The sequence below is a fragment of the Candidatus Pelagibacter sp. uisw_138 genome (genome assembly GCF_059512485.2).
Genome location: NZ_CM183453.2, coordinates 1,389,251 through 1,414,611, shown reverse-complemented (window position 1 = coordinate 1,414,611; position 25,361 = coordinate 1,389,251). Strand labels below are relative to the sequence as shown.

Genomic DNA, 25,361 nt, shown 5'->3' with positions numbered 1-25,361 from the left:
AAGAATTTGTAGGAATAAAGTTAGTTAGAAGCAAAATAGAAATTATACAATAGAAAAGTTTGTATATTTAAAAATAAATAAAATCTGTAGGTGAATCATTTTTAACGCGAACTTTTTTTAAAGGTGGTCTGTTTTTATTCTTAGAAAATATTTTTTCACAATGTAATTTAATTGAACAAAAAATAATAAAAATAAATTTTACAATCTTTAAATCTATGAGTGTGTGATTTATAAATAATAAGTTTTACTAAATCTAGATATGGTGTTGTTAATTAAAAAGGAAATCTTATTTGGTACAAGTACCTTAGGTTGAAATTTTTCAGCAACTGTAGATGATTTTATAAGGCTGTGATCTTTTTTGTTATTCTTGAAATGTTTCTTGAAGCATTAGCTTTCTTAATAATTCCAGTTTTTGCAACTTTCATTAATTCAGAGTTCAACTTTGGTAAGAATTTTAGAGCTTCATCTTTTTTCTTTTCTTCAAGAAGAAGGTTCATTTTTTTTATAGCATTCCTATATTTGCTCTTACGAGCCTTATTAACTAGTGTTTGCGTAGCAATTTTTCTAATTCTTTTAATTGCTGATTTTGTGTTTGCCATAAGCGCAGTGGTATAGCTGTAGAATTTATACTGGTCAATAGAATAATTGCTTATTTTTGGCAGGTATTACAAAAAAAAGTGGATCTATTGGATATAAATATTTTCTTTATTTTGCCAGTGCATTTGTTTCTTAGACATTTTAAATTTTCTCTTTGGTAAACTTTAAATTCTTTTTGAAAATTACCATTTTCACCAGAAATATTCTTAAAATCACGAATACTTGACCCACCTTTTTTAATAGCCCTATTAAGTATACTTTTTGAATAAGTAATAATTTTTTTGCAATCTTGCTTAGATAACTTTGATGCATAGATAGTTGGATTAATTTTGCATAAAAATAAAATTTCACTTGCATAGATATTTCCAATTCCTGATACAAATTTTTGATCCAGTAAGAAACTTTTTATATCTTTCTTTTTATTTATAAAATAACCAATTAAATATTCTAAGTTAAAATTTTTAAAAAAAGGTTCTGGCCCTAAATGACTAAATCTTTTTTTAAGCTCCTTCTTGTTTTCTATAAATTTAAAAAAACCAAATCTTCTAGGATCGTTATATATAACTTTTAAACCTTCAAAATGAATTTCAACATGATTATGTTTCTTAGGGAGTCTTGGTGAGTTATAAAAACTAGTATTGGTAAACTTGCTAATGTTAATTTTTTTTATCAAATGAACAGTCCCTGACATCCCCAAATGAATTAAACAAAAAGATTCATCAGAAAAATTCAAGATTAAATACTTTGAAAATCTAGTTACTTTTTTAATGATTTTATTTTTTAACAATTCTTCAAATTTTAAAGGAATTTTAAACCTTAAGTTTCTATTCGTAATTATTATTTTTTTGATTTTTTTACGCTCTATTTTTTTAGATAACGATTGTCTGACTATTTCTACTTCTGGTAATTCTGGCATTTGAGACTATATTATCAATAAATAATAAATTTAATATGCAACAATATCTCCAAAATAAAAAAGGCCTTGTCCAAAGTGTCTTTGATAATGTCTATGACAAATATGATTTAATGAATGACTTTATGTCATTAGGAGTTCATAGAGTTTGGAAAAAAGATCTATTAAGCTGGATGAACCCCTCAAATAATAAAACTTTAATTGATGTTGCCTGTGGTACTGGAGATCTTGGTAAACTTTTTTTAGACGCAACTGATAAAAATGGAGAAATATTTTGTGTCGATCCAAATAAAGGAATGATTGGTAAAGGCAAAGAAAAGTTAAGTACTTATAAAAATATCAATTGGATAATTGCTCCAGCTGAAAAATTGCCTATTGAAGATAATTCTTGCGATTATTACACAATTAGTTTTGGGCTACGAAATACTAAAGACCTAAATAAAGCTCTATCAGAAGCTTATAGAGTTTTAAAACCAGGAGGTCGCTATTTATGTTTGGAATTTTCTAAAATTCAAAACTCTAATTTGGATTTTATATATAAAAATTATTCAAAACTTATTCCTTTGGTTGGAAAGGCTATTGTTGGACAAAAAGAACCTTATGAATATCTAATTAAAAGTATTGAAGAATTTATTAATCAAGAAGAGTTAATCGATTTAATGAATAAAAATAAATTTGTTAACTGTAGTTATAGAAATTTATCAGGTGGAATTGTAGCTATCCACTCAGGTTGGAAAATCTAATGTTAAAAAAAATATTTATTTTATTTAAATTGGGAAGAAAATTAGCTCGTTCTGATATATTAGCCATTCTTTCTAAGTTTAAAAAGCCACCATTAACAATCAAGATTCTCTTTCAAATACTTTCATTTTCTTTTTCGGCTCCTAATAGAACTAATTTAAACGAAAATGAAGGAGCAAGACTTTCTAAATCCCTACAATCGATGGGAACTACATTTATTAAATTAGGACAATTTCTAGTTACTAGACCTGATATTATTGGAGATGATTTAGCAAAACAGTTAGAGGGCTTACAAGATAGATTGCCAGCATTTACCTTATCTGAAGCCAAAGCAATAATTAAAAAAGACCTAGGAGATGATACCTTCAATTCAATCATTGATTTAAGTGAGCCAGTTGCAGCAGCCTCAATAGCACAAGTCCATAAAGCAAAAATAAATGATAATGGAACCATAAAAGATGTTGCTATTAAAATTTTGAGACCAGATATTAAAAAAGTATTTAATGAAGAAATAGATGCCTTGATGCTTTTTGCTTTTATGGTTGAGTCATTTATAAAAAAAACAAAAAGATTAAAATTGGTAGAAGTTGTCTTTCTTCTTAAAGAAATAACTAATTTAGAAATGGATTTAAGATTTGAGGCAGCAGCTGCAAATGAATATGCTGAAAATACAAAGAATGATGCAGGTTTTAGAGTTCCTGCTATATATTGGAATTTTACAAGCGAAAATGTAATGACACTTGATTGGGTTGATGGTGTTTCTATTCGTGAAACAGAAGATTTACAAAAAAGAAATATAGATACTAAAAGAATAGCCTCTGATGTTATTCAGCATTTTTTAAGGCATGCTGTTAGAGATGGTTTTTTTCATGCTGATATGCATCAAGGAAATATATTTATTGATAATAGTGGACAAATTGTTCCTATAGATTTTGGTATAATGGGAAGATTGGATAGTCTTAGTAAAAGATTTTTAGCTGAAATTTTATTTGGATTTATTCAAAGAGACTACAAAAAAGTTGCTGAAGTACATTTGGTTGCTGGTCTAGTTCCTAAAGATGTACCCGTTAATGATTTAGCACAAGCATTAAGATCAATTGGTGAACCAATCTTTGGCCAATCTGTAAAAGATATTTCTGGGGGTAAATTGTTAAAACAACTTTTTGAAGTTACTGAAAAATTTAATATGCAAACTCAACCTCAATTATTAATGTTACAAAAAACAATGGTAGTTGTTGAGGGTGTGGCTAGAAAACTTAACCCTAATACTAATATATGGGAGACTTCAAAACCAGTTTTAGAAAATTGGCTGAGAGAAACAAAAGATCCAATTAATACCTTGAATGAAAGTTTAAAAACTACCACTGAAGTAATTAAAAAGTTACCTGATTTTCCAGAGATTATGGATAAAGCTAATCAAGCTTTATCGTTTTTAGCAAGTGGACAGATCCCACAAAATTCAAATTCATTTACAGCCTTAAATGAAAAGAGATCTGAAATGACTACCTTTAGAAATCAGTCTATTGTTGGTTTATTACTGCTTGTAATTTTTGGTCTAGTAGTATTTTAATTTGCACAATGAATAATATATCTGAAAAAAAAATACTTTTAATAATATGTGGTGGCATATCTGCTTACAAAAGTTTGGAATTAATCAGATCTTTAAAGAAATTAGGTGCAAAAGTTAAAACTATTCTTACTAAAAGTGCCAAAGAATTTGTAACTCCTTTGTCGGTTGCCTCACTATCTCAAGAAAAAGTTTATGACGAGTTATTTAGCCCTGAAAATGAGGCTGAAATGGATCATATTTCACTATCTAGATGGGCAGACTTAATTGTTGTGGCTCCAGCTACAGCTAATACAATTTCAAAATTGAGTGCAGGGTCTTCTGAAGATCTGGCTTCAACTGTAATTTTAGCTTCTGATAAAGATATTTTTTTAACACCGGCTATGAATGTTAGAATGTGGGAACACCCATCAACTAAAGAAAATCTTAAAAAACTAAAATCATTTGGTTATAAAATTATAGGTCCTGAAATTGGTGATATGGCCTGTGGAGAATTTGGTGAAGGGAAAATGACTGAACCAGATAATATTGTTCAAGAAATTAATTCATACTTTAGTGAATTAAATAAAAATTATAAACTAAAAGCCTTAGTAACGGCTGGACCAACTAATGAGTATATTGACCCTGTAAGATTTATAACAAATAAGTCTTCTGGAAAACAAGGCTATGCCTTAGCAAAAGCATTCGCTAAAAAAGGTTTTCAAACCACTTTAATTTCTGGACCTACAAATTTAGAAGTAAGCAATAATATAAACTTAATTAAAGTAGAAACTGCAGATGAAATGTTTAAAGCTACACAAGATAATTTACCAGCAGATGTAGCAATTTTTTCAGCAGCTGTTGCTGACTTTAAAGTTAAAGAAACAAACAACAACAAAATAAAAAAGCAGGAAAAATTACATTTAGAACTAGAAAAAAATATTGATATTTTAAATTATGTATCAAAACATAATTCTCTTAGACCAAAGTTGGTAATTGGATTTGCTGCAGAAACTAATGATGTTGAAGAAAATGCAAAAAAAAAATTAGAAGAAAAAAATTGTGACTGGATAATAGCAAATGATGTTTCCAATAAAGCAATTGGATTTGACTCTAGTTTTAATGAAGTTTCAATCTATTATAGAGATAAAAATATGAATGATGAAAGGCTTGCAATAAAAAGTAAATCTGAAATTTCTGATGAAATAGTAGATAGAGTTATTAAAAAATTAAATTAAAATTCAGTGGCTAAAGTATTAATCAAAAAATTAAATCCTAAAGTAGAATTACCTGCTTACAAAACAGATGGTGCTTCAGGTATGGATTTGATGGCTTTTATAGAGAAGTCTATTAGAATAGCCGCTAATAGCTCATATTTGGTTCCTACAGGGCTTTCAATAGCATTTTCAGAGGATTATGAGGTTCAAATTCGTCCTCGATCTGGTTTGGCTGCTAAAAAGAGTATTACAGTTTTGAACACTCCAGGAACAATTGATAGTGATTATAGAGGAGAAATTAAAGTTATACTTTTTAATCATGGTAAAGAAGATTTCCTTATCAACAATAAAGATAGGATAGCGCAAATGGTCTTGATACCTGTAATTAAGATGGAGCTTGAAGAAACAGATAATTTACCCAACACATTACGAGGTGATGGTGGATTTGGTTCAACAGGTAAATGAATAACCAATTAAGAAAAGTAGCAATAGAGAGATATTCAAGACAAATAGTACTAAAAGATATTGGCACTATAGGGCAAAAAAAAATTATATCTGCAAAAGTTTTAATTGTTGGAATGGGTGGCTTAGGGTCTCCTGTTGCTGAATTTCTTGCAAGAGCTGGTGTTGGTTTGATAGGAATAGTTGATGATGATAAAGTTAGTTTATCCAACCTACACAGACAAAGTCTTTATAATACTAGTGATATAGAAAAATTTAAAGTTCAAGTAGCAAGGGGTAAAATTAAAAAAATAAACCCAAGTATTAAAATTAAAATTTACAAAATAAGACTAAATAAAACTAATTTTAAGAAAATTATAAAAGATTATGATTATATAGTTGATGGCTCTGATAATTTTTCTACAAAATTTTTATTAAATGATTTTTGTTATAAATTTAAAAAAATACTTATAACTGGAGCTATAAGTAAATTTGACGGTCATATATTTACTTTTGATTTTAAGAATAAAAAAATCCCATGTTTAAGATGTTTTTTTCAAGACTCTGATATTTCAGATGATTTATTTAATTGTGAGTCTGAAGGTATTCTAGGTACTGTTGCTGGTATAATTGGAACTATACAAGCAAACGAAGTTTTAAAGAAAATACTTGATATTGGAAAGGGTCTTGATGGATATATTTTTATCTTAGACTTATTACAATTAAATTTTAGAAAAGTTAAACTTAAAAAAAGAAAAAACTGTTTTTGTAAATGATAAAAAAAATAGCTATTTGGTGTTTATGTCTATCAATTTTAAGCATTCAATTCATAAACGCTGATGAAAAATTTTTATCTCTAAAAAAAAATAAGACTAATGTTAGGTATGGGCCAAGTATAGATCGTTCTATTAAATATGTTTATAGAAAGATTAATTTGCCTGTAAAACAGATAGACAAAAAAGAGAATTGGAGAAGAGTAGTATTTTTTGATAATAATAGTGGCTGGATTCATTGGAGTCAGTTGAAACCATCAAACTCTATTATTATTTTAGAAGATAAAATCTTATATAAAAAACCATCTAACTTTTCAAAACCAATAGCCAAATTAGAAAAAGGAAGACTATTAGTTTTAAAAAAATGTGAGAATATATGGTGTAAGGTGAAGACTGATGATTATTCAGGTTGGGTCAAAACCAAAAATATCTGGGGGTCTATTAAATAAAATCAGCACATAGTGATTTAACACTATTTTCAGCTAATCTTGTAGTGTGGGTGTACTCTTTATGATCAATCCCAAATTCAATGGTTGCACCATCTGACTTAAATTTAGAAACTTGATCATCATTTAATTTAAAATGGATAAACTGCACTGAAGAAGCTTTTCCTTCTGCTGATGTTCTATCAACATCTTCTTCTGGAACAGCCTTAACAATTTCATCATTAATTTTCATGAATATTTTTTCTTCAATTCCTCCAACTTTACCTAAAAATGCAGCTCTTGAAATTGGATTATCAATTTCAAACATTAGTGTAGCTGTAAGTTCTTTTCCGTTTGGAACCAAAGGGTTATAGGCTATTAACTCATCTTTTAATTGCTCATCACCACCTTTTTCAATGTGAAGCATCTCTTGAACTTGAGCAACCATAGTTTCAAAACTTTCAAAATAAAAAGTGGCATAAGGACCAAGTGCTATTCTTCTATCTTTTTTAAACTCAACTAAATCTTTTCTGATTTGTTTTCTGCTTTTTGCATAAACATCAGATGGTAATAAATCTTCTTTTTCTATTTGTCTTTTTTCTTTACTCATAATTATAATCTATAACTTTTTGCCATTAATTCGATAGGATGAAGTGCCTCATCATTTGCAATATTTGTGTCTGTTTCTAATTGTTTTAAATGCTTACCTGCCAACGGACAATCTGAGGCCATGTATTTGTTATTTTTATTTTTAATCTGTTTTGCTGTTGGTGTTCCAACTTTTATAGCTAAATCGTGAGTTTCCTTCATCACACCAAAAGTTCCCCCATGACCAGCACATCTTTCAACAACATCCATTTTTATATTAGGGATAAATTTCAGCATATCTCTAGATTTAATACCCATGTTTTGTGCTCTTGCATGGCATGCGTTGTGAACTGTAACTCCACCATCAATTTCTTGTAAACCTTCTGCTAGGCCCTCGTTTTGTGCTATATCAACGATATATTCATCTATATCACTAACTCTTTTTGAAAGTCTTTTAATGTTTTTGTCATTTGGTAATAGTAAAGGCCATTCAAATTTTAACATTAGACCACAACTGGCTGTTAAAGTAATAATTTGATAACCCTTGTCTACCCACTCCAATAAATCTTTGGAAACTTTTTTGGCTTGCTCTACAACTTTTGGTAAATCTGCTTGCTCAAGATAAGGCATTCCACAACAACCCGGATAAGCTTCTTGAACCTCTACTCCATTTTTTTTTAAAACTTTTAATGCAGCTACACCTGTATCTTTTTTATTAAAATTAACAAAGCATGTTGAGTAAATTACAACTTTTCTATCTTTAGATGGAGCTTCACTATTTGTTGGAATGTTATTTTTTTTAAAATAATTTGTAAATGTTTCTGAATTATAAGTGGGAAGCTTAACTCTCATATCGATTCCAGCAACTAATTCTAATATTTTTCTAAAGAATGTATTTTTAATGTTTGATGCCCAGTTTATTAGTGATGATAGCATTACACCAATTTTTCCATTTCTATCAATTTGAGCTAATTGTGCTGGCACTGCTGGTAATTTATTTAATTTTTTTTGAGCCGTTCTATATCTCAACATCAAATGAGGAAAGTCTAAATCAAAATCATGGGGTGGAACATAAGGACATTTGGTCATAAAACACATGTCACATAATGTGCAGGCGTCTACTACAGGTTCAAACTGTTCACTTTTTAAACTTTCTACATCCTCATTTTCTGACTCATCTATCATGTCAAATAATTTTGGAAACGAGTCGCATAAATTAAAACATCTTCTGCATCCATGACAAATATCAAATGCTCTTCTCATTTCGTCATCTAATTTTTTAGGGTCTAAAAAATCAGGATGCTCAAAATTTATTGGGTGCCTAATGGGTGCATCTATACTGCCTTCTTTGCTCATATTTAAAAATTTAAGGATTTAATGGTGGGGAAGATCCCCACCATAAATTAAGTCTTATTTACGCAATAGATTCTAGTGTTTTTTGGAATTTACCTGCGTGTGATTTTTCAGCTTTTGCTAAAGTTTCAAACCAATCAGCAATTTCTGAAAAGCCTTCTTCTCTAGCTGTTTTTGCCATACCTGGGTACATGTCTGTATATTCATGTGTTTCACCCTGTACTGCTGAAGCTAAATTAGCTTTAGTTTCACCAATCGGCAATCCTGTTGCTGGATCTCCAACTTCTTCAAGATACTCAAGGTGTCCATGTGCATGACCTGTTTCACCTTCAGCTGTAGATCTAAATACAGATGCTACATCGTTATAACCTTCAATATCTGCTTTTTGAGCAAAATATAAATAACGTCTGTTTGCTTGGCTCTCACCTGCAAATGCATCTTTTAAGTTTTCTTCTGTTTTACTTCCTTTTAATGACATATTTTTCTCCTTAATGATTATGATGTACATATAATCGTTCTAAACTATATGTCAACAGTTTAGAATTGTTTTAATGTAAATATTAAGCTGTTGAAATTATTGAATTATTTTTGCGTTTGATTATCAGTTGCAACTTTAATTAATACTTCAACAGATTTTATTTTTTTTCCAGTAATATTTTGTTTAATATTTACCGAATCAATATCGTCGTTGCTACAATCAATTAACTCATTTGTGTCTTCGTCAAAAAAATGATGGTGCTCGGTTACGTTAGTGTCAAAATAGCTTTTATCTGAGTTGATAGAAATTTCTTTTAGATATCCTTTTTTTTTAAATGCGTGAATTGTATTGTAAACTGTTGCTAAAGAAATTTTTTCACTCAGCTTATCCTCAATAATTTTAGTCAGATCATTTATTGTAAAGTGAAAGGTTTTTTCAGGTGAAAATAATACTTCACAAATTTTTAGTCTCTGTCTTGTTGGTCTTAAGCCAGATTCTCTTAATTTTTCAGTGTATATACTTATATTGTTCATTACTGTTTATAATAGTTCTAAACTATTTCTATATTATAATCCCGATAAATCAAGTATTAAGGGACTGAAATTTATGAAAAAAAACTCATTCACATATGATGAGCTAATAAGCTGCGGAAATGGCGAACTTTTTGGCCCAGGTAATGCAAAATTACCACTTCCACCAATGCTCATGTTTGATAGAATAACAGAGATCAACGAGGACAATGGTAATTTTAGTAAGGGCTCTTTAAAAGCCGAGCTTGATATCAAAGAAGACCTTTGGTTTTTCGATTGTCACTTTAAGGAAGACCCTGTTATGCCAGGTTGTCTTGGCTTGGATGCTATGTGGCAGCTAGTTGGTTTTTACCTTGGTTGGCTTGGCAATCCAGGTAAAGGGAGAGCTTTAGGAGTGAGTACAGTAAAATTCACTGGTGAAGTTTTACAAAATGTTAAAAATGTAAGATATGAAATTGATATGAAAAAAGTTATGGCACCAGGTGGAACAACCGTTGGTCTTGCAAATGGTTTAGTATTTGCCGATGACAAAAAAATATATTCAGCAGAAAGTTTAAAAGTGGGGTTATTTAAATAATGAGAAGAGTAGTAGTTACAGGTTTGGGAGTTATTTCTTGTTTAGGTAACAATCAAGAAGAAGTTTATCAGTCTCTTTTAAATTCAAAATCTGGAATATCTTTTTGTGAAGAATACAAAGAACACAATTTAAGAAGTCATATTCACGGCAAACCAAATATTAAACTTGAAGATCATGTTGATAGAAAAACTATCAGATTTATGGGCTCTGGATCTGCATATAATTACATTGCAATGAAAGAAGCTATTAAAGACTCAGGATTAGAGGATAAAGATGTGAGTAATTTTAAAACTGGAATAGTTATGGGTTCTGGTGGTCCTTCAATAGAAAATGTAGTTTTATCTGTTGATAAGACTAGAGCTAAGACACCAAAATTGATGGGGCCATTTATTGTCCCAAGAACTATGGCTAGTACATCTTCAGCAACTCTTGCCGTACCTTTTAAAATTAAAGGAGTTAATTATACGATGAGTTCTGCATGTGCAACTAGCGGACACTGCATCGGTCATGCAAGTGAATTAATTCAAATGGGGAAACAGGATGTTGTATTTGCAGGCGGTAGTGAAGAATTACACTGGGCTATGACTGCAATGTTTGACGCGATGACTGCTTTGTCTTCTAAATATAATGATGCACCCGAAACTGCTTCAAGAGCTTATGATAAGACTAGAGATGGCTTTGTAATAGCAGGTGGTGGTGGAGTTTTAGTGCTTGAAGAGTATGAGCATGCAAAAGCTAGAGGCGCAAACATATATGCTGAATTAACAGGCTATGGCGCGACTTCTGACGGATATGATATGGTAGCCCCATCAGGTGAAGGCGCTGTTAGATGTATGAAGATGGCTTTAGCGACAGCTAAAAATAAAATGGACTACTTAAACACTCATGGAACATCAACTCCAGTTGGAGATATAACAGAGCTTAGAGGTGTTGGAGAAGCATTTGGTGCTGAGGTACCAAAAATTAGTTCTACTAAATCTCTTTCTGGTCACCCACTAGGTGCTGCTTCAGTTCATGAAGCAATTTATAGTTTAATCATGATGAAAAATAGTTTCATTACAGCATCAGCTAATATCAATGACATGGATGATGAAGCTAAAAAATTTCCAATCGTTACTAAAACTGAAACAGATGTTAAATTAAACTCTGTAATGTCTAACAGCTTTGGTTTTGGTGGAACAAATGCAACTTTAATTTTTGAAAAGGTCTAAATGAGTTTAATGAAGGGTAAAAGAGGATTGATCATGGGTGTTGCCAATGAAAGATCAATTGCTTGGGGTATTTCACAAAAACTTGCAGAAGCTGGAGCAGAACTTGCATTCACTTATCTTGGGGATGCACTAAAGAAAAGAGTAATTCCTTTAGCTGAAAAATTAAATTCAAAAGCTACATTTAGTTGTGACGTTGAAAATAAAGAAGAAGTAATAAAACTTTTTGAAGATATCAAATCTGAGTGGGGACAAATTGATTTTGTAGTTCACGCAGTTGCTTTTTCAGATAAATCAGAATTATCAGGTGAATATCTAAATACAACTAGAGAAAATTTTTTAAGAAGTATGTTAATTTCATGTTTTTCATTTACAGAAGTTGCAAAAGAAGCATCTAAATTAATGAAAGAGGGTGGAAGCATGTTAACTTTAACTTATGAATCTACTAAAGCTATTCCAAATTATAACGTAATGGGTGTTTGTAAATCAGCTCTTGAGGCAAGTGTTAAGTACCTTGCAAGAGATCTGGGTGCTAAAGGAATGAGGGTGAATGCAATAAGTGCAGGACCTATTAAAACTTTAGCAGCTTCTGCTATTGGGGATGCAAAATTCTTATACAAATGGAATGCGAACCATTCTTTCTTGAAGAGAAATGTAGATATCCATGATGTTGGAAACTCAGCATTGTATCTACTAAGCGACCTTGCAGCTGGTGTTACTGGTGAAATTCACTACGTAGATGCTGGATATAACAAGGTTGGGATGCCAGATCCTAAGAATATTACCTAAAGTATAGTTAAATTTATTAGGAACAATTCTTTAGACTTAATGATTTATATTTAAAAAAAATAAAACATAAGTTAAGATTTTGAATGATTTCTGTAAAAAACCTTGCTTCAGTTTCTGACCAAGAATGGTCAACAACCGAAAAGTATCCTGGAGTTAGATGGAAATTTTTAATCGATTCAGATTTCGATGGTAGTTCTGGTCTATCCCTTGGTTTTGCTGAAATAGTACCTGGTGGAAATTTAACCCTTCATTATCACTCACCTGCAGAAATATATGTGGTTACCAATGGTACAGGAATATTAAATAAATCTGGTGAACTTGAGACAATTAAAAAAGGTGATGTAGTTTATATAGCTGGAAATGCAGAGCACTCCTTAAAAAATAATGGTAAAGAAACTTTAGAATTTTATTGGATTTTTCCAACAGATAGTTTTTCAGAAGTAGAATATTTTCCAACAAAACAAGAGAGTGCATAGAGCTTTCAGATAAGTGCCCCATAAAAAAAACCCCCAGAACTTTCATTCGAGGGGTTTAGAATTTTAATTTAAAAATTATTCAGCAGCTTGTTTCATAGAAAGTTTAACTTTACCTCTATCGAAACCAATCACTTTAACTTTTACTTCATCGCCTTCTTTGACAACATCAGTAACTTTTTCTACTCTTTTAGCAGCAAGTTCTGAGATATGAACAAGACCATCTTGTTTGCCTAAGAAATTTACAAATGCACCAAACTCCATAATTTTCATTACTTTACCTGAGTAAATTTTATTTAGTTCAGCTTTTGCAGTTATGTCTTTAATAATCTGCATAGCAATGTTTCTAGACTCTTCGTCTGGAGCAGAAACTGTTACCACACCTTCATCATTCACATCAACTTTTGCACCCGACTTTTCAACAATCTCTCTAATTGTTGCTCCACCTTTTCCAATAACGGCTGCGATATCTTTTTTATCAACAGTAATTTGTTCCATTTTTGGAGTGTGTTCACCAACATCAGCTCTTGATTCACTTAAGACTTTATTCATTTCACCTAAGATATGAACTCTTCCTTCTTTAGCTTGTTTTAAAGCCTGCTCCATGATTTCAAATGTGATACCTGTAATTTTGATATCCATTTGAAGTGAAGTAATTCCATCTTTAGTTCCAGCAACTTTAAAATCCATGTCTCCAAGATGATCTTCATCACCTAAAATATCTGACAAGACACTAAAATCATCGCCTTCTTTAATTAATCCCATTGCAATACCTGCAACTGGCTCTTTAATTGGCACTCCAGCATCCATAAGCGCAAGAGATGCGCCACAAACACTTGCCATTGAAGAAGAACCGTTAGATTCTGTAATCTCAGACACTATTCTGAAAGTATATGGAAATTCCTCTTTAGAAGGTAATGAAGAATTAATTGCTCTCCATGCTAATTTTCCATGGCCAACTTCACGTCTTCCAGTTCCAATTCTTCCAGTTTCACCAACTGAAAAAGGAGGGAAATTATAATGAAGCATAAATCTTTCTCTATGCTGTCCATCCAAACTTTCTAATCTTTGTTCATCATCGGATGTACCTAAAGTAGTCACAACAATCGCTTGTGTTTCTCCTCTAGTAAATAAAGCTGATCCGTGAGTTCTTGGTAAAACACCAACTTCACACTCAATAGCTCTTACATCGGCTAAACCTCTACCATCTATTCTTTTTTTGTTTTTAAGAATATCAGTTCTAACAATCTTCTTTTCAAGATTTTTTAATTCATCATTAACATTAAAATCAGAGTAATTTTCATCTTCTGCAAAAAGCTGTTTTGCTTTATCAGAAATTTCTGAAATTTGATTTGATCTATCTTGTTTGTCTATTGTCGCAAAAGCTTTAGTTAAATCTTCTGTAAAGTTTTCTTCAAGTTTTTTCTTAACTTCCGATAAATCTTTTTTCTCAACAGTCCATTCTGGTTTTCTACATTCTTTTGCAAGTTCCTCTATCATTTCGATTACTGGAACAAAACCTTCATGGCCAAACTTAACTGCATCTAACATTACTTCTTCTGTTAAACCTTTGGTCTCAGATTCAACCATAAGCACAGCATCTTTAGTACCTGCTACAACTAAATCTAAAGTAGAGTTTTCTAGCTCAGCTTTTGATGGGTTTAATATGTATTTACCATCAACTAAACCAACTCTTGAAGCACCCACAGGTCCCATAAATGGCATTCCTGAAATAGCTAGTGCTGCTGAAGAAGCTGTAATTGCTAAAATATCTGGTTGATTATCTTTGTCATATGAAATTACTGTTGGTAACAACTGAACTTCATTTTTAAATTCACTTGGAAACAAAGGTCTGATTGGTCTATCAATTAATCTTGAGATCAATTGTTCACTTTCAGTTGGTCTTGCTTCTCTTTTAAAATATCCACCAGGAATTTTACCACCTGCATAATATTTTTCTTGGTAATTTACAGATAGAGGAAAATAATCCATATCTGAATTTACTTTTTTTGCTCCTACTACTGTTGCTAAAATAACCGTTTCACCACATGAGGCAACGATTGCTCCATCTGCTTGTCTTGCTACTTTACCTGTTTCTAAACTTATCTTCTTACCTGCTACTTCAATTTCCTTCTTATATACTTTGAACATCTATTTTCCGTTTCCTTCTATCTATTTTCTTAAATTTAATTGTGTTAATACATTTTTGTAAGAATCGAATTTATTTTTCTTTAAATATTCTAACAATTTTTTTCTTCTATTTACTGCTCTTAACAATCCAACCGAAGAGTGTTTATCTTTTTTGAATTGCTTAATGTGCGCTGAAAGAGTTTCAATTTTGCCTGTTAATAATGCAATTTGTACTTCTGAAGAACCAGTGTCCTTCTCATGCATTTTTAATTCTTCTGCTTTATTCGTCATACTATTTATTTTCCTATTTGTTTGTTTGTTTTATTAAGTTTTCTATTTTTTCTGCGTATTCAAAAGAATCATCTTTAGCAAAAAGTATCTTTGGTATGTATTTCATAAATACTTTTTTAGATAAAATTTTTCTAATTAAAAAAGAATATTCTCTTAGTTTTTTAATAACTTTTTCAGTATCTTTTCCTCCTAGGGGTAATACATACGCTTTTGCAATTTTAAGATCTTGACTCATTTTCACTTCTGTAACCGTTATGGTATTAGTTTCTAAATTCGGCACCTTAGCTTCATTTCTAGCGAAAATCATACCTAAAGATTGCCTAATCATCTCTCCAACACGTAATTGTCTTTGTGATACCGGTTTTCCTGTTTTATCAACCATTATATTGTTCTTTCCGTCGTAGTCGTACTATACGCCTCTATTGTATCGTTTTTCTGGAAATCGATAAAGTCTTTAAGTGTTATTCCACATTCTTGGCCGTTACTGACCTGTTTTGCCTGATCTTTTTCTCTAAAAATAGTACTTATTTTACCAGTATAAATAATTGCTCCATCTCTTACTACTCTAGCATTTGCTCCACTAGCTATTTCACCTTCGGTTACTTTTGAACCCGCAACTTTTCCTGTACCTGAAACTTTGAAAATTTCTAGAATTTGAGCTGTGCCAACAATTTTTTCTTGAACATCTGGAGCAAGAAGTCCTGACATTCTTAATTTGATATAATCTAAAACTTCATAAATAATATTGTAAGAAGATATTATAATTTTTTCATTCTCTGCTAATTTTTTTGCTTCCTTGCTTGGTTTAACATTAAATGCAATTAATGTAGCATTAGATGCTTTTGCTAAAGTTACATCAGTCTCTGTTACCATTCCGATATCAGATAAAATTATTTTAGGTTTTACTTCATCATGAGTAATTTGATTAATCGCACTTTTAATTGCTTCAGCAGATCCATGAACGTCTGATTTTACAATAATATTTAATTCTACAGCTGACTTATCAGCAAAAGCTGAATCTTGAGTTGCAAAAGTTAAAGAGCTTCCACCAGTTTTGGTTTCGTCTGCTCTAGTCTCACTTAATGTTTTGGCTTCTTTTTCTGTATCTAAAACAATAAAATCATCTCCTGATTTAGCCGCTCCATTAATTCCAAGAATTTCAACTGGCATTGATGGTGGTGCTTCATTAACACTTTCTCCTTTATCGTTAATTAAAGCTCTTACTTTTCCCCATTTTAATCCACTAACAAAAAAATCACCTTTTTTAATTGTTCCAGATGTAACCACAACTGTTGCAACCGCTCCTCTACCAATATCAATTTTAGATTCTAAAACAATTCCTGTTGCTTTAGATTCAAAGTCAGTTTTTAAATCTAAGATTTCTGCTTGTAGAACAATCGACTCTACTAATTTATCTAAATTCTTTTTATTTTTTGCAGAAATTTCAACCATCAAAGTATCTCCCGATAAATCTTCTGCAATAAGCTCATACTCCAAAAGTTGGTTCTTTATTTTTTGTGGGTCTGCCTCTGGTAAATCACACTTGTTGATTGCTACAACTATTGGAACGTTCGCAGCTTTTGCGTGTTTTATAGATTCAATTGTTTGAGGTTTAACTCCATCATCTGCAGCAACAACTAATACTACAACGTCTGTTAATTTTGATCCTCTTGCTCTCATTTCTGTAAATGCAGCGTGACCTGGTGTATCAATAAAAGTTAGTTTATTAGATTCGTGTTGTATTTGATAAGCACCAATATGTTGTGTTATTCCACCAAATTCACCAGAGACAACATTGGCACTTCTTAAAACATCTAATACTGAAGTCTTCCCATGGTCCACATGACCCATCACAGTTACGATCGGCGGTCTATTCTTTAAATTTTCAGATCTAGACTCTTTTATTTTTTGAATAATCTCTTCAGCTTTTGTTTCTCTAATAGGATTGTGACCAAATTCTTTTACTAAGTATTCAGCTGTATCTGCTGCTAATGTTTGATTGATAGTAACCGTCACTCCCATTCCAAATAAATGTTTGATTACATTGTTTGATTGCTCAGCCATTCTGTTAGAAAGTTCTCTCACTGTGATTGCTTCAGGAATATTTACATCTCTTTTTACAGGCTTTAGGCTTTCTTGAATTTCTTCTTTAGTTAGCTCTCTATTTTCTTTTAGCTTTGCTCTTTTAAGTGAAGCCATACTTCTTGTTCTTGCTTCGATCTCATCGCTTAACGCTCTTGAAACAGTTAATTTTAATTCTCTTTTTTTAGTGTCAGGTTTACCTGTGTCACCTTTAAGTCTTCTGGTTGCTCTTTGCTCAGCTAACTTACGTTTTTCATAATCATTAGTTATTGGAGAAGATGGTTTAGGCGCCGATGTAGTTCTAGGGGGAAAGCTACTTGCGTTTGTTACTGTCGGTTTTGACCTAACACTAGCAGGTCTAGTAAAGTTACCTCTAGGTGCAAATTTGCTAGGTTTTTTTTCAATTACAACAGAATTTTTACTTTGAGTTTTTGCTAACTCTATATTCTCTATCGATTTCTTGGCTATGCCAGAAAGTGTTAATTTTGTTTTTTTGTTTTCCATATTTCATTACTCAATCTTTGTAAATTATGTTTCTTGCAGACATAATTAATTCATCCGCTTCTGTTTTTGACAAAGCAAAATCTTCAAGATATCCTTGAATCTTAATTCTTTCACCTTTTACAACATCATAACCACCAGTTAATTCATCAGAGGCAAGGTCTGCAAAATCTTCTAGTTTTAAAATCTTTTGCTCTCCTAAAGTAACCAACATTCCTGGCGTTAGTCCTTTGTGATTTATAAGATCATCTTGAAGTCCCAAATCTTTAATTCTTTGAGTGATGTCTTCTTGATCTTTTTGGTAAAACTCTTTTGCTCTTTCAATCAAAGCCTTAGCAGTGTCTTCCTCTATACCTTCAATTTTCATTAAATTTTCTGGTGAGCTATCTTTAATGTCTGAAATAGAAGAAAAACCTTCAGCAACAAGTAATTGTCCTAATGTTTCGTCCAACTCTAAATTTTTAACAAAGTTTTCAGTTTTTTCTTTAAACTCAGATTGTCTTCTTTCTGAATCTTCTGCATCAGTCATTATATTAATTTCGTAATTTAATAATTTAGTAGCCAACCTAACATTTTGACCTCTACGACCAATTGCTTTACTTAAGTTTTCTTCAGTTAAAATTACATCTAATTTTTTTGCAACACTATCAACGTTTACTCTTTGAACTTCAGCCGGTGATAATGCATTTGAAACTACTATTGCTGGATCTTCAGACCAATTAACAATATCAATTTTTTCACCTTGTAATTCGTTAACTACTGCTTGAACTCTTGATCCTCTCATTCCAACACAAGCTCCTACTGGATCTAATGAAGTATCAACAGCTTTAACACAAATTTTTGCTCTGCTTCCCGGATCTCTTGCTGATGATTTGATTTCAATTAAACCATCATAAATTTCAGGAACCTCTTGAACAAATAATTTTTCCATAAATTTTGGATGTGCTCTTGATAAAAATATTTGCTGTCCTCTAGCTTCTCTTTTTACGTCATAACAATAAGCTTTAACTCTATCTCCAGCTTTAATATTTTCTCTAGGGATCATTTCATTTTTTTGAATAATTGCTTCAGTTCTACCCAAATCAACTATTACATTTCCAAATTCTAGACGCTTAACAATTCCACTTAGAATTGAATCTTTTTTGTCTATGAAATCATTATATTGTCTTTCACGCTCTGCTTCTCTTACATTAAAACTAATAACTTGTTTTGCTGTTTGTGCAGCTATTCTTCCAAAATCAAAAGAAGGAAGCGGTTGTAAAATTTCATCACCAATTTTTTTATCTTTGTTTACTTCATTTAAAATGATTGCATCTTGAAGATTAATTTCTGTATTTGTATTTTCTGGTTTTTCTACAACAATTAATTTTCTGAAAATTCCAATATCACCACTTTCTCTGTCTATTAAAACTTTAATTTCATTGTCCTGTCCAAATTTTGATTTAGCAGCTTTTGCAATTCCAGTTTCCATGGAATCAATAATTAATTCTTTATCTATAGACTTTTCTAAAGCAACTGCTTCAGCAATTCTTAATAACTCTAATTTATCTGATCTTCTATTTAACATAAGTTTATTAGCTCCAAAAAAAAATGGGCTAAAGCCCATTCTGTAATTTCAATAATGTAAGGGCAATATATAAAGATTTTTTTTTAATTCAATAGCAACTATTTAAAAAAAACGTCTTTTTTATCTGTTTTTTCCCATGAAAATGAACCGTTAGCTTCAGGCACCCTTCCAAAGTGACCGTAAGCTGCTGTTTTTTCGTAAATAGGTTTATTTAAGCCTAGCATTTCTCTTATGCCTCTTGGGCTTAAATCAAAATTTTCTGAAATCTTTTCTGTTACAAATTTATTTTTTTCTAAATCATTATCAAATAAATCTACATAAATTGATAAAGGTTTAGAAACTCCGATTGCGTATGCTAGTTGAATTAAACATTTTTCAGCAATGTTAGATGCAACAATATTTTTAGCAATATATCTTGCTGCGTAAGCAGCTGATCTATCAACTTTAGTTGGATCTTTACCAGAGAAAGCTCCTCCACCATGAGGTGCTGCTCCACCATAAGTATCTACAATGATTTTTCTACCTGTTAAGCCACAATCCCCATCCGGACCACCAATCACAAAATTTCCAGTTGGGTTTATATATAATTCATCTTCATTAAAATCTTTCAAAAACTTTTCTGGAATTGATTTTGATAAATAAGGTTTTAATAATTCTCTAACTTCAGCCTGATCTATATCTGCTGAGTGTTGTGAAGATATAACAACTGATTTTACTTTGGTTGGTTTTCCATCAACATACTCAAACGTAACTTGACTTTTTGAATCTGGCTCAATATTTTTTAATTTTCCAGATTTTCTATCTTCTGCCATTAATCTCAAAATCTTATGTGAATAATGAATTGGTGCAGGCATTAATTCTTCAGTTTCATTGCAAGCATAACCAAACATTATTCCTTGGTCACCCGCTCCTTCATCTTTATTAATTGATGAGTCCACACCCATTGCTATATCTGCAGATTGTGCGTGAAGGTGGCTTTCTATTTTTGTAGCTTCTCTCCAAGTAAAACCATCTTGATCGTACCCTATATCCTTGATGCATTCTCTTACTTTTTGAATAAGATCTTCTTCTTTGATGCTCGGTCCTCTTACTTCTCCAGCTAAAACAACTTTGTTTGTAGTGGTTAAAGTTTCACAGGCTACTCTTGAAAAAGGATCACCTGAAAGGTAGCTATCCACAACCATATCGGAAATACGATCTGACACTTTGTCTGGATGTCCTTCAGAAACAGACTCGCTTGTAAATAAAAAATTTTTTAAATTACTCATGTGTAATTTTATTAAATGAAAAAATTAAAAAAATATATAATAAAATAAGCATAAAAAATATCTTATCCCCATAATTCATATAGAGCGTAGATTTAAGGACTTTACTCTCTTTAAAATCAACATAACCATTAGTGCCAAACTCAACTTTTTTTTCTATAATACCAATGGGATTAATAATGGCAGATATTCCATTGTTTGCTGATCTAATTACATACTTACCACTTTCAATTGATCTAAAGATACTATGTGCAAAATGTTGTTTTGGGCCAATAGAATTTCCAAACCACCCATCTTCTGAAATATTAATTATATAATCAAAGTTTTTGTCTTTAAATAATCTATTTGAATAAATAATTTCATAACAAATTAAGGGAAGTAATTTTAATTCTATCTTGTCATTTTTTATTGAAAGTGTTTTTTGACTCTCACCTTTTGAAAAAGATTGGTAATCATTGGTTACTGTTTTAAGTCCTATTAAACTAAGAACTGTTTCAAATGGGATAAACTCTCCAAATGGCACTAAATTAATCTTATTGTAACTATGAATTAAATCCAATTTATTGTTAAAAACTGCCATTGAATTAAAAAATAAATTTTCACTATTTTTAGTCTTTACGCTATTTAGACCCATGATAATTAAATCATCATTTCCAAAACTATTTGAAAATAACTCCTTATATATATCCATATCTCTTAAATAACTGTCCGGAATAATTCCTTCGGGCCATAAAAAAATTGTTGGTTCTTTTTTTTCTGGGTTACTCAAGGTAATTAGTTCTTGGATAATTTTTAACTCATTCTTTCTTGAATAAAATCGATCCAAACTAATATTGGGTGATACGGCTCTTATTGTAAAATTATTTTTGATATCAGTCGTAGTATTAAATTGATTGTACTTTAAATTACCAAAAAATAAAAAGCCTGCAGAAATTACTATAAAGAAAAAACAGACAATAATTTCTTTTCTGGTTTTTCTTAGGATAAATATAGCTGGCACAGTAAATAAAGATATGCAGATTAAATTAAAAGAATAAGTCCCGATTACTGAAAGAATTTGAATAAAATAAATACTTTCTGAAAAACTAAAAGCAATTAAATTCCACGGAAAACCAGTAAGAATGGATCCTCTAATAAATTCAATAGATCCATATAAAATTGAAAAAATCAAAAATGTACTAACAACATTTTTAGAATAAAAAACAGAAAACAAATAAGTTATTAATCCATAAAATATTGCCAGAAAAGCAGGAAATAAAACTATAGCTATTGGTATTAAAAGTTTGAAGCTTTCATCAAAAGTTAAGGAAATTGCGATCCAATATAAACTACATAAAAAATAACCAAAACCAAAAAACCATCCATATTTAAAGAAAGATTTATTATTGGGGTTGGTTTTTTTTTCTATAAAAAGAAAAATAAAGAATAATGAAAAAGTAAAAAAATTAATTATAAAATAATTATAAGGTGGCAAGCTGTAAGAACTAATAGCACCTAAAAAAAATACATATAATATGTTTAAAAAATTTTTTTTAAGCAAGTTAGGCAACTTTTGTTTTAATAAATTTATAAATGTTATCTTCTTCTTTACTCATTTTTTTAAAGTCTTTTAGTTTTATGTGGTCGTGTCCTAATAAATGAAGAAATCCATGAATAAAAATTTTAACAACTTTTTGTTTAAACTCTAAAATGCTTATATTTTTTGGTTTATTCATAAACTCATAGCTAATTACTATATCACCAAGATAATTTGATTTTTTTGGGTTAAATTTTTTCTCGAATGGAAATGATAATACATCTGTGGGTTTATTTTTATTTCTAAAATCTTTATTTAGTTTTTTAATATTCTTATTATTTGAAAGTAAAATTGTTAGATTTATTTTTTTACCTATAAATTTATATTTTTTTGGAAAAAACTTTATAATGAAATTGAAAAAAGTGTTATTTTTCTTGATTTTTTTGCTCCAGAGAGTGCACTCCGAAACCACATCAATTTTAATCATTTTCTTGATCAGTATAAGCTTTTACAATCTTAGATACCAAAGGATGTCTCACCACATCTGAATGATCAAAATCTATAACTGAAATTTCCTTTAAATGTCCAAGTAATTTCTTAGATCTACTTAAGCCAGACATATTTTTATTTGGTAAGTCTATTTGAGAAGGATCACCATTTATAACGATTTTTGAATTCTCACCAATACGCGTTAAAAACATCTTAATTTGAGTATCAGTTGCATTTTGGGCTTCGTCTAAAATTGCAAAAGAATTCTTTAAAGTTCTTCCTCTCATGAAAGCAAGTGGCGCTATTTCAATATCACCAATTTCAATCATTCTCTGTATTTTTTCAAAATCAAATAAATCATAGAGGGAATCATATAGAGGCCTTAAATAAGGATCTACTTTCTCTTTCATGTCTCCTGGTAAAAAACCAAGTCTTTCACCAGCTTCTACTGCGGGTCTTGATAAAATAATTCTTTCAATCTTTTTATCAAGCAACATGGTTAATCCGACAGCTACCGCTAAAAAGGTTTTACCTGTTCCGGCAGGGCCTGCTGATATAACAATATCACTTTGTCTTAATGCTCTAACATATTCTTTTTGCCTTTCAGATCTAGGAATAACAGATTTTTTTGGTGTTTTAATTATGTCAGAAACATTTTGATTTTTTACTTTCTCTTCAATCATAAATTTATCTATAGATGAGATTATATCTTTTTTCTCAATACTTCCATTATTAATAAATTGATATGCAAGGAATTGAATAGCATTTTTTGTTATTTCGTTTTGTTCTGGGGTTGATTTTATTAAAATTGAATTTCCTCTTGAATAAAGATTTGTATTTGTAATTTTTTCAAGTTCTTTTAAATTTTCATTAAACTCACCAACAACCCCCATTAATAAATCATTATCATGAAAGATAACACTTAAAGAATTATTGTCAGAATATACAAATTTTAATGTTGAATTAATTTTTTTTGAAACTGTATTATTCAATCTTAAGCTACCTTTTTTTTAGTGCTTTCAGTTAATTTTCCAAAAAGACTATTTTGATTGCTACTTGTTATTTCAACTTGTACAATTTTTCCAATATTTTCTATGTTGCCGTCGAAAATTACCGATGACATGTATTCTGTTCTACCAAATAACTTGACCCCATCTTTCATTTTATTTTCTACTAGAACATTTAAAATTTTATTTTCAAGAGATTTATTTTTTTGTATTTGGTTATTAAATAATTTCTCCTGAATTATTTCTAATCTTTGTTTGGATTTTTTGTGATCAACTAGTTTTAAATCTGCTGCAACAGTTCCCGGTCTTGGGCTAAAAATAAACGAATATGAGTTGGTAAATTTTATTTTTTCAATCAATTCCATTGTCATTTTAAAATCTTGCTCATCTTCTTCTGGATATCCAATAATAAAATCGCTGGAAAACTCAATTTTTGGGTTAATTTTCTTAAGTTTTTCATAAACCAACACGTATTCTTCAATGGTGTGCTTTCTATTCATTAAATTTAAAATTTTATTTGATCCGCTTTGTACTGGTAAATGTACGAGTGGCATCAGTTTAGATGAAGTCTTATAAACATTAATCAAGCCATCCGTCATATCCTTAGGATGAGATGTTGTGTATCGAATTCTTTCAAGTTTATCAAAGCCATCAAGTTTAATTAGCAAGTCTGAGAGTCTGTACTCTTTACCTTCCTCATGATAACTGTATGCGTTTACATTTTGACCTAGCAAGATAATTTCTTTTGTACCACTTTGGATTAATTCTTTTGCTTCATTTATGATTTGATCAAAGGGTCTGGAATATTCAGGTCCACGGGTATAAGGCACTACACAAAAATGACAGAATTTATCACAACCCTCTTGAATTGTTAAAAATGAAGAAACTTTACTGTTTTTATTTTTAATCTTACTTAAATAATTAAATTTTGAAATTGTATCAAATTCTGTTTCTTCCTCTTTATTTTTATTTTTTGAATGATTTAATATTGCCTCATTTATTTTATGATAGGACTGTGGACCAATTACAATGTCAATATAAGGTTCTCTTTTTAACATTTCTTGATTTTCTGCTTGAGCAACACAACCAGCAACAATTACAATTGGTTTTTTTTTCTCTCTAAAAATTTTTTTAACTCTTCCTATTTCGTGGTAAACCTTTTCTTTTGCTTTATCACGAATATGACAGGTGTTTAAAAGATAACAATTTGCATCCTCGTATTTATCAGTTTTTTCAAAACCTATCTTTTTAACTATATCAAATATACGATTTGAGTCGTATTCATTCATTTGACAGCCAAATGTTTTTATAAAAATTTTTTTATTTTCCATTTAAACCAAGACAGCTTGTTCATCAATTTTTGCATTGAAAGACACGGATCTTCGCTCTTCGTCAGTACCTGAAAATGGATAAACAGTATGCATTAAATAACTAGGAAATAAATAGAAGTCACCTACTTTGGGTGTAATAGTGTAAGTTGAACTGCAAAATAATTTTTTTGATCCATCAATTAATATAAGTTTACCATTCTCATTTAATTTTTTATCTTTTTGAAAAGTTTCACCCATTGTTTTTGGTACTTTTAAATAACCAACACCCGAAATATGTCCACTGTGGATGTGTATTGGATTGTATTCATTCTTAAATTGCCTAACAATCCAAGATTTAATGATTTGAAAATTTTTTAGCTGAAAATTTTTTTCACTCCATATCCATTGATTACATGCCGATGCAATAAATTCACCCCATTTTATTTTTTTCATAAAATCTGCATCCATTAAAAATTCTTGATAAACATTTCCTGCAAGATTTGGACCTTCATTTGATTTTTCTAATTTATCTTTATTATTAATCATTTCATCAA

At 30.4% G+C, this 25,361-nt stretch carries 27 protein-coding genes; 10 read left to right on the top strand and 17 right to left on the bottom strand.

Going from position 1 to position 25,361, the window contains the following annotated elements:
- Nucleotides 1-338 precede the first annotated feature (338 nt).
- Together rpsT and mutM are read right to left on the bottom strand one after the other, a co-directional pair.
- Entirely contained in the window at nt 339-599 is a 261-nt protein-coding gene (gene rpsT, locus AC5YGC_RS07590; RefSeq protein WP_496139622.1) for a 30S ribosomal protein S20, read from the bottom strand.
- Nucleotides 600-649: 50 nt separating this feature from the next.
- A complete protein-coding gene (gene mutM, locus AC5YGC_RS07585) occupies nt 650-1,513 on the bottom strand; it encodes a bifunctional DNA-formamidopyrimidine glycosylase/DNA-(apurinic or apyrimidinic site) lyase (protein WP_496139621.1) in 864 nt (287 codons plus the stop codon).
- Nucleotides 1,514-1,548: 35 nt separating this feature from the next.
- Between mutM and ubiE the strand changes: the two genes are divergently transcribed.
- The 6 genes from ubiE to AC5YGC_RS07555 are packed head-to-tail and all read left to right on the top strand — an operon-like array spanning nt 1,549 to nt 6,677.
- Complete coding sequence (gene ubiE / locus AC5YGC_RS07580) at nt 1,549-2,253, top strand: bifunctional demethylmenaquinone methyltransferase/2-methoxy-6-polyprenyl-1,4-benzoquinol methylase UbiE (protein WP_496139620.1); 705 nt, start codon at nt 1,549-1,551, stop codon at nt 2,251-2,253.
- Nucleotides 2,253-3,821, top strand: a complete 1,569-nt coding sequence (ubiB, locus tag AC5YGC_RS07575) for a 2-polyprenylphenol 6-hydroxylase (protein WP_496139619.1) — start codon at nt 2,253-2,255, stop codon at nt 3,819-3,821. The genes ubiE and ubiB overlap by 1 nt, the downstream gene beginning before the upstream one ends.
- Before the next feature lie 8 nt (nt 3,822-3,829).
- A complete protein-coding gene (gene coaBC, locus AC5YGC_RS07570; RefSeq protein ID WP_496139618.1) occupies nt 3,830-5,035 on the top strand; it encodes a bifunctional phosphopantothenoylcysteine decarboxylase/phosphopantothenate--cysteine ligase CoaBC in 1,206 nt (401 codons plus the stop codon).
- A 6-nt stretch (nt 5,036-5,041) separates the two neighbouring features.
- Complete coding sequence (dut, locus tag AC5YGC_RS07565) at nt 5,042-5,479, top strand: dUTP diphosphatase (protein ID WP_496139617.1); 438 nt, start codon at nt 5,042-5,044, stop codon at nt 5,477-5,479.
- Nucleotides 5,476-6,231, top strand: a complete 756-nt coding sequence (locus tag AC5YGC_RS07560; RefSeq protein WP_496139616.1) for a ThiF family adenylyltransferase — start codon at nt 5,476-5,478, stop codon at nt 6,229-6,231. Before dut ends, AC5YGC_RS07560 begins: the two co-directional genes overlap by 4 nt.
- The gene (locus tag AC5YGC_RS07555; protein ID WP_496139615.1) at nt 6,228-6,677 is read left to right on the top strand and encodes an SH3 domain-containing protein; all 450 of its coding nucleotides are present in this window, start codon (nt 6,228-6,230) and stop codon (nt 6,675-6,677) included. The genes AC5YGC_RS07560 and AC5YGC_RS07555 overlap by 4 nt, the downstream gene beginning before the upstream one ends.
- Here AC5YGC_RS07555 and AC5YGC_RS07550 read toward each other — a convergent pair.
- The 4 genes from AC5YGC_RS07550 to AC5YGC_RS07535 form a co-directional block, all read right to left on the bottom strand.
- On the bottom strand, nt 6,670-7,263 hold the full coding sequence (locus AC5YGC_RS07550) for a DUF3501 family protein (protein ID WP_496139614.1): 594 nt from the start codon (nt 7,261-7,263) through the stop codon (nt 6,670-6,672). The genes AC5YGC_RS07555 and AC5YGC_RS07550 overlap by 8 nt on opposite strands.
- Before the next feature lie 2 nt (nt 7,264-7,265).
- Nucleotides 7,266-8,597: a heterodisulfide reductase-related iron-sulfur binding cluster gene (locus AC5YGC_RS07545; protein WP_496139613.1), complete on the bottom strand. Its 1,332-nt coding sequence runs from the start codon at nt 8,595-8,597 to the stop codon at nt 7,266-7,268.
- Nucleotides 8,598-8,655: 58 nt separating this feature from the next.
- Nucleotides 8,656-9,072: a rubrerythrin family protein gene (locus tag AC5YGC_RS07540; protein ID WP_271512302.1), complete on the bottom strand. Its 417-nt coding sequence runs from the start codon at nt 9,070-9,072 to the stop codon at nt 8,656-8,658.
- A 104-nt stretch (nt 9,073-9,176) separates the two neighbouring features.
- Nucleotides 9,177-9,605 carry a transcriptional repressor gene (locus tag AC5YGC_RS07535; RefSeq protein WP_496139611.1) on the bottom strand — a complete coding sequence of 143 codons (429 nt, stop codon included), beginning with the start codon at nt 9,603-9,605 and terminating at the stop codon, nt 9,177-9,179.
- Nucleotides 9,606-9,678: 73 nt separating this feature from the next.
- Between AC5YGC_RS07535 and fabA the strand changes: the two genes are divergently transcribed.
- The 4 genes from fabA to AC5YGC_RS07515 all read left to right on the top strand — a co-directional run bounded on the left by fabA (nt 9,679) and on the right by AC5YGC_RS07515 (nt 12,652).
- Nucleotides 9,679-10,179, top strand: coding sequence for a bifunctional 3-hydroxydecanoyl-ACP dehydratase/trans-2-decenoyl-ACP isomerase (gene fabA, locus AC5YGC_RS07530; protein WP_496139610.1), 501 nt, complete (start codon nt 9,679-9,681; stop codon nt 10,177-10,179).
- Entirely contained in the window at nt 10,179-11,390 is a 1,212-nt protein-coding gene (gene fabB, locus AC5YGC_RS07525) for a beta-ketoacyl-ACP synthase I (protein ID WP_496139609.1), read from the top strand. Before fabA ends, fabB begins: the two co-directional genes overlap by 1 nt.
- Nucleotides 11,391-12,176 carry an SDR family oxidoreductase gene (locus AC5YGC_RS07520; RefSeq protein ID WP_496139608.1) on the top strand — a complete coding sequence of 262 codons (786 nt, stop codon included), beginning with the start codon at nt 11,391-11,393 and terminating at the stop codon, nt 12,174-12,176. It abuts the gene before it with no gap.
- An 83-nt stretch (nt 12,177-12,259) separates the two neighbouring features.
- Nucleotides 12,260-12,652, top strand: coding sequence for a cupin domain-containing protein (locus tag AC5YGC_RS07515; protein ID WP_496139607.1), 393 nt, complete (start codon nt 12,260-12,262; stop codon nt 12,650-12,652).
- A 75-nt stretch (nt 12,653-12,727) separates the two neighbouring features.
- On the opposite strand, the gene pnp is transcribed toward AC5YGC_RS07515, so the two are convergent.
- The 11 genes from pnp to AC5YGC_RS07460 all read right to left on the bottom strand — a co-directional run bounded on the left by pnp (nt 12,728) and on the right by AC5YGC_RS07460 (nt 25,260).
- A complete protein-coding gene (gene pnp / locus AC5YGC_RS07510) occupies nt 12,728-14,800 on the bottom strand; it encodes a polyribonucleotide nucleotidyltransferase (RefSeq protein WP_496139606.1) in 2,073 nt (690 codons plus the stop codon).
- Nucleotides 14,801-14,821: 21 nt separating this feature from the next.
- Nucleotides 14,822-15,070, bottom strand: coding sequence for a 30S ribosomal protein S15 (gene rpsO, locus AC5YGC_RS07505; RefSeq protein ID WP_415278299.1), 249 nt, complete (start codon nt 15,068-15,070; stop codon nt 14,822-14,824).
- A gap of 13 nt (nt 15,071-15,083) precedes the next feature.
- Nucleotides 15,084-15,452, bottom strand: coding sequence for a 30S ribosome-binding factor RbfA (gene rbfA, locus AC5YGC_RS07500; RefSeq protein ID WP_415286456.1), 369 nt, complete (start codon nt 15,450-15,452; stop codon nt 15,084-15,086).
- Nucleotides 15,452-17,656, bottom strand: a complete 2,205-nt coding sequence (infB, locus tag AC5YGC_RS07495) for a translation initiation factor IF-2 (protein WP_496139605.1) — start codon at nt 17,654-17,656, stop codon at nt 15,452-15,454. The genes rbfA and infB overlap by 1 nt, the downstream gene beginning before the upstream one ends.
- 10 nt (nt 17,657-17,666) lie before the next feature.
- The gene (gene nusA / locus AC5YGC_RS07490) at nt 17,667-19,220 is read right to left on the bottom strand and encodes a transcription termination factor NusA (protein ID WP_496139604.1); all 1,554 of its coding nucleotides are present in this window, start codon (nt 19,218-19,220) and stop codon (nt 17,667-17,669) included.
- Between the two features lie 98 nt (nt 19,221-19,318).
- Nucleotides 19,319-20,488, bottom strand: coding sequence for a methionine adenosyltransferase (gene metK, locus AC5YGC_RS07485; protein ID WP_496139603.1), 1,170 nt, complete (start codon nt 20,486-20,488; stop codon nt 19,319-19,321).
- Nucleotides 20,481-22,025 (bottom strand): apolipoprotein N-acyltransferase, encoded by a 1,545-nt coding sequence (lnt, locus tag AC5YGC_RS07480; RefSeq protein ID WP_496139602.1) that lies wholly within the window; start codon nt 22,023-22,025, stop codon nt 20,481-20,483. Before lnt ends, metK begins: the two co-directional genes overlap by 8 nt.
- A gap of 1 nt (nt 22,026) precedes the next feature.
- Entirely contained in the window at nt 22,027-22,488 is a 462-nt protein-coding gene (ybeY, locus tag AC5YGC_RS07475) for an rRNA maturation RNase YbeY (protein WP_496139600.1), read from the bottom strand.
- Nucleotides 22,481-23,482: a PhoH family protein gene (locus AC5YGC_RS07470; RefSeq protein ID WP_496139599.1), complete on the bottom strand. Its 1,002-nt coding sequence runs from the start codon at nt 23,480-23,482 to the stop codon at nt 22,481-22,483. The genes ybeY and AC5YGC_RS07470 overlap by 8 nt, the downstream gene beginning before the upstream one ends.
- 2 nt (nt 23,483-23,484) lie before the next feature.
- The gene (gene miaB / locus AC5YGC_RS07465) at nt 23,485-24,828 is read right to left on the bottom strand and encodes a tRNA (N6-isopentenyl adenosine(37)-C2)-methylthiotransferase MiaB (RefSeq protein ID WP_496139598.1); all 1,344 of its coding nucleotides are present in this window, start codon (nt 24,826-24,828) and stop codon (nt 23,485-23,487) included.
- Nucleotides 24,829-25,260 (bottom strand): putative 2OG-Fe(II) oxygenase, encoded by a 432-nt coding sequence (locus tag AC5YGC_RS07460; protein ID WP_502314041.1) that lies wholly within the window; start codon nt 25,258-25,260, stop codon nt 24,829-24,831. It lies immediately after the preceding gene.
- Between the last annotated feature and the right edge of the window lie 101 nt (nt 25,261-25,361).

Excerpts from the sequence above, each read along its gene's own strand:
- rpsT (WP_496139622.1), bottom strand. The coding sequence starts at position 599 with ATGGCAAACACAAAATCAGCAATTAAAAGAATTAGAAAAATTGCTACG.
- mutM (WP_496139621.1), bottom strand. The coding sequence starts at position 1,513 with ATGCCAGAATTACCAGAAGTAGAAATAGTCAGACAATCGTTATCTAAA.
- ubiE (WP_496139620.1), top strand. The coding sequence starts at position 1,549 with ATGCAACAATATCTCCAAAATAAAAAAGGCCTTGTCCAAAGTGTCTTT.
- ubiB (WP_496139619.1), top strand. The coding sequence starts at position 2,253 with ATGTTAAAAAAAATATTTATTTTATTTAAATTGGGAAGAAAATTAGCT.
- coaBC (WP_496139618.1), top strand. The coding sequence starts at position 3,830 with ATGAATAATATATCTGAAAAAAAAATACTTTTAATAATATGTGGTGGC.
- AC5YGC_RS07560 (WP_496139616.1), top strand. The coding sequence starts at position 5,476 with ATGAATAACCAATTAAGAAAAGTAGCAATAGAGAGATATTCAAGACAA.
- AC5YGC_RS07555 (WP_496139615.1), top strand. The coding sequence starts at position 6,228 with ATGATAAAAAAAATAGCTATTTGGTGTTTATGTCTATCAATTTTAAGC.
- AC5YGC_RS07550 (WP_496139614.1), bottom strand. The coding sequence starts at position 7,263 with ATGAGTAAAGAAAAAAGACAAATAGAAAAAGAAGATTTATTACCATCT.
- AC5YGC_RS07545 (WP_496139613.1), bottom strand. The coding sequence starts at position 8,597 with ATGAGCAAAGAAGGCAGTATAGATGCACCCATTAGGCACCCAATAAAT.
- AC5YGC_RS07540 (WP_271512302.1), bottom strand. The coding sequence starts at position 9,072 with ATGTCATTAAAAGGAAGTAAAACAGAAGAAAACTTAAAAGATGCATTT.
- AC5YGC_RS07535 (WP_496139611.1), bottom strand. The coding sequence starts at position 9,605 with ATGAACAATATAAGTATATACACTGAAAAATTAAGAGAATCTGGCTTA.
- fabA (WP_496139610.1), top strand. The coding sequence starts at position 9,679 with ATGAAAAAAAACTCATTCACATATGATGAGCTAATAAGCTGCGGAAAT.
- fabB (WP_496139609.1), top strand. The coding sequence starts at position 10,179 with ATGAGAAGAGTAGTAGTTACAGGTTTGGGAGTTATTTCTTGTTTAGGT.
- AC5YGC_RS07520 (WP_496139608.1), top strand. The coding sequence starts at position 11,391 with ATGAGTTTAATGAAGGGTAAAAGAGGATTGATCATGGGTGTTGCCAAT.
- AC5YGC_RS07515 (WP_496139607.1), top strand. The coding sequence starts at position 12,260 with ATGATTTCTGTAAAAAACCTTGCTTCAGTTTCTGACCAAGAATGGTCA.
- pnp (WP_496139606.1), bottom strand. The coding sequence starts at position 14,800 with ATGTTCAAAGTATATAAGAAGGAAATTGAAGTAGCAGGTAAGAAGATA.
- rpsO (WP_415278299.1), bottom strand. The coding sequence starts at position 15,070 with ATGACGAATAAAGCAGAAGAATTAAAAATGCATGAGAAGGACACTGGT.
- rbfA (WP_415286456.1), bottom strand. The coding sequence starts at position 15,452 with ATGGTTGATAAAACAGGAAAACCGGTATCACAAAGACAATTACGTGTT.
- infB (WP_496139605.1), bottom strand. The coding sequence starts at position 17,656 with ATGGAAAACAAAAAAACAAAATTAACACTTTCTGGCATAGCCAAGAAA.
- nusA (WP_496139604.1), bottom strand. The coding sequence starts at position 19,220 with ATGTTAAATAGAAGATCAGATAAATTAGAGTTATTAAGAATTGCTGAA.
- metK (WP_496139603.1), bottom strand. The coding sequence starts at position 20,488 with ATGAGTAATTTAAAAAATTTTTTATTTACAAGCGAGTCTGTTTCTGAA.
- ybeY (WP_496139600.1), bottom strand. The coding sequence starts at position 22,488 with ATGATTAAAATTGATGTGGTTTCGGAGTGCACTCTCTGGAGCAAAAAA.
- miaB (WP_496139598.1), bottom strand. The coding sequence starts at position 24,828 with ATGGAAAATAAAAAAATTTTTATAAAAACATTTGGCTGTCAAATGAAT.
- AC5YGC_RS07460 (WP_502314041.1), bottom strand. The coding sequence starts at position 25,260 with ATGAAAAAAATAAAATGGGGTGAATTTATTGCATCGGCATGTAATCAA.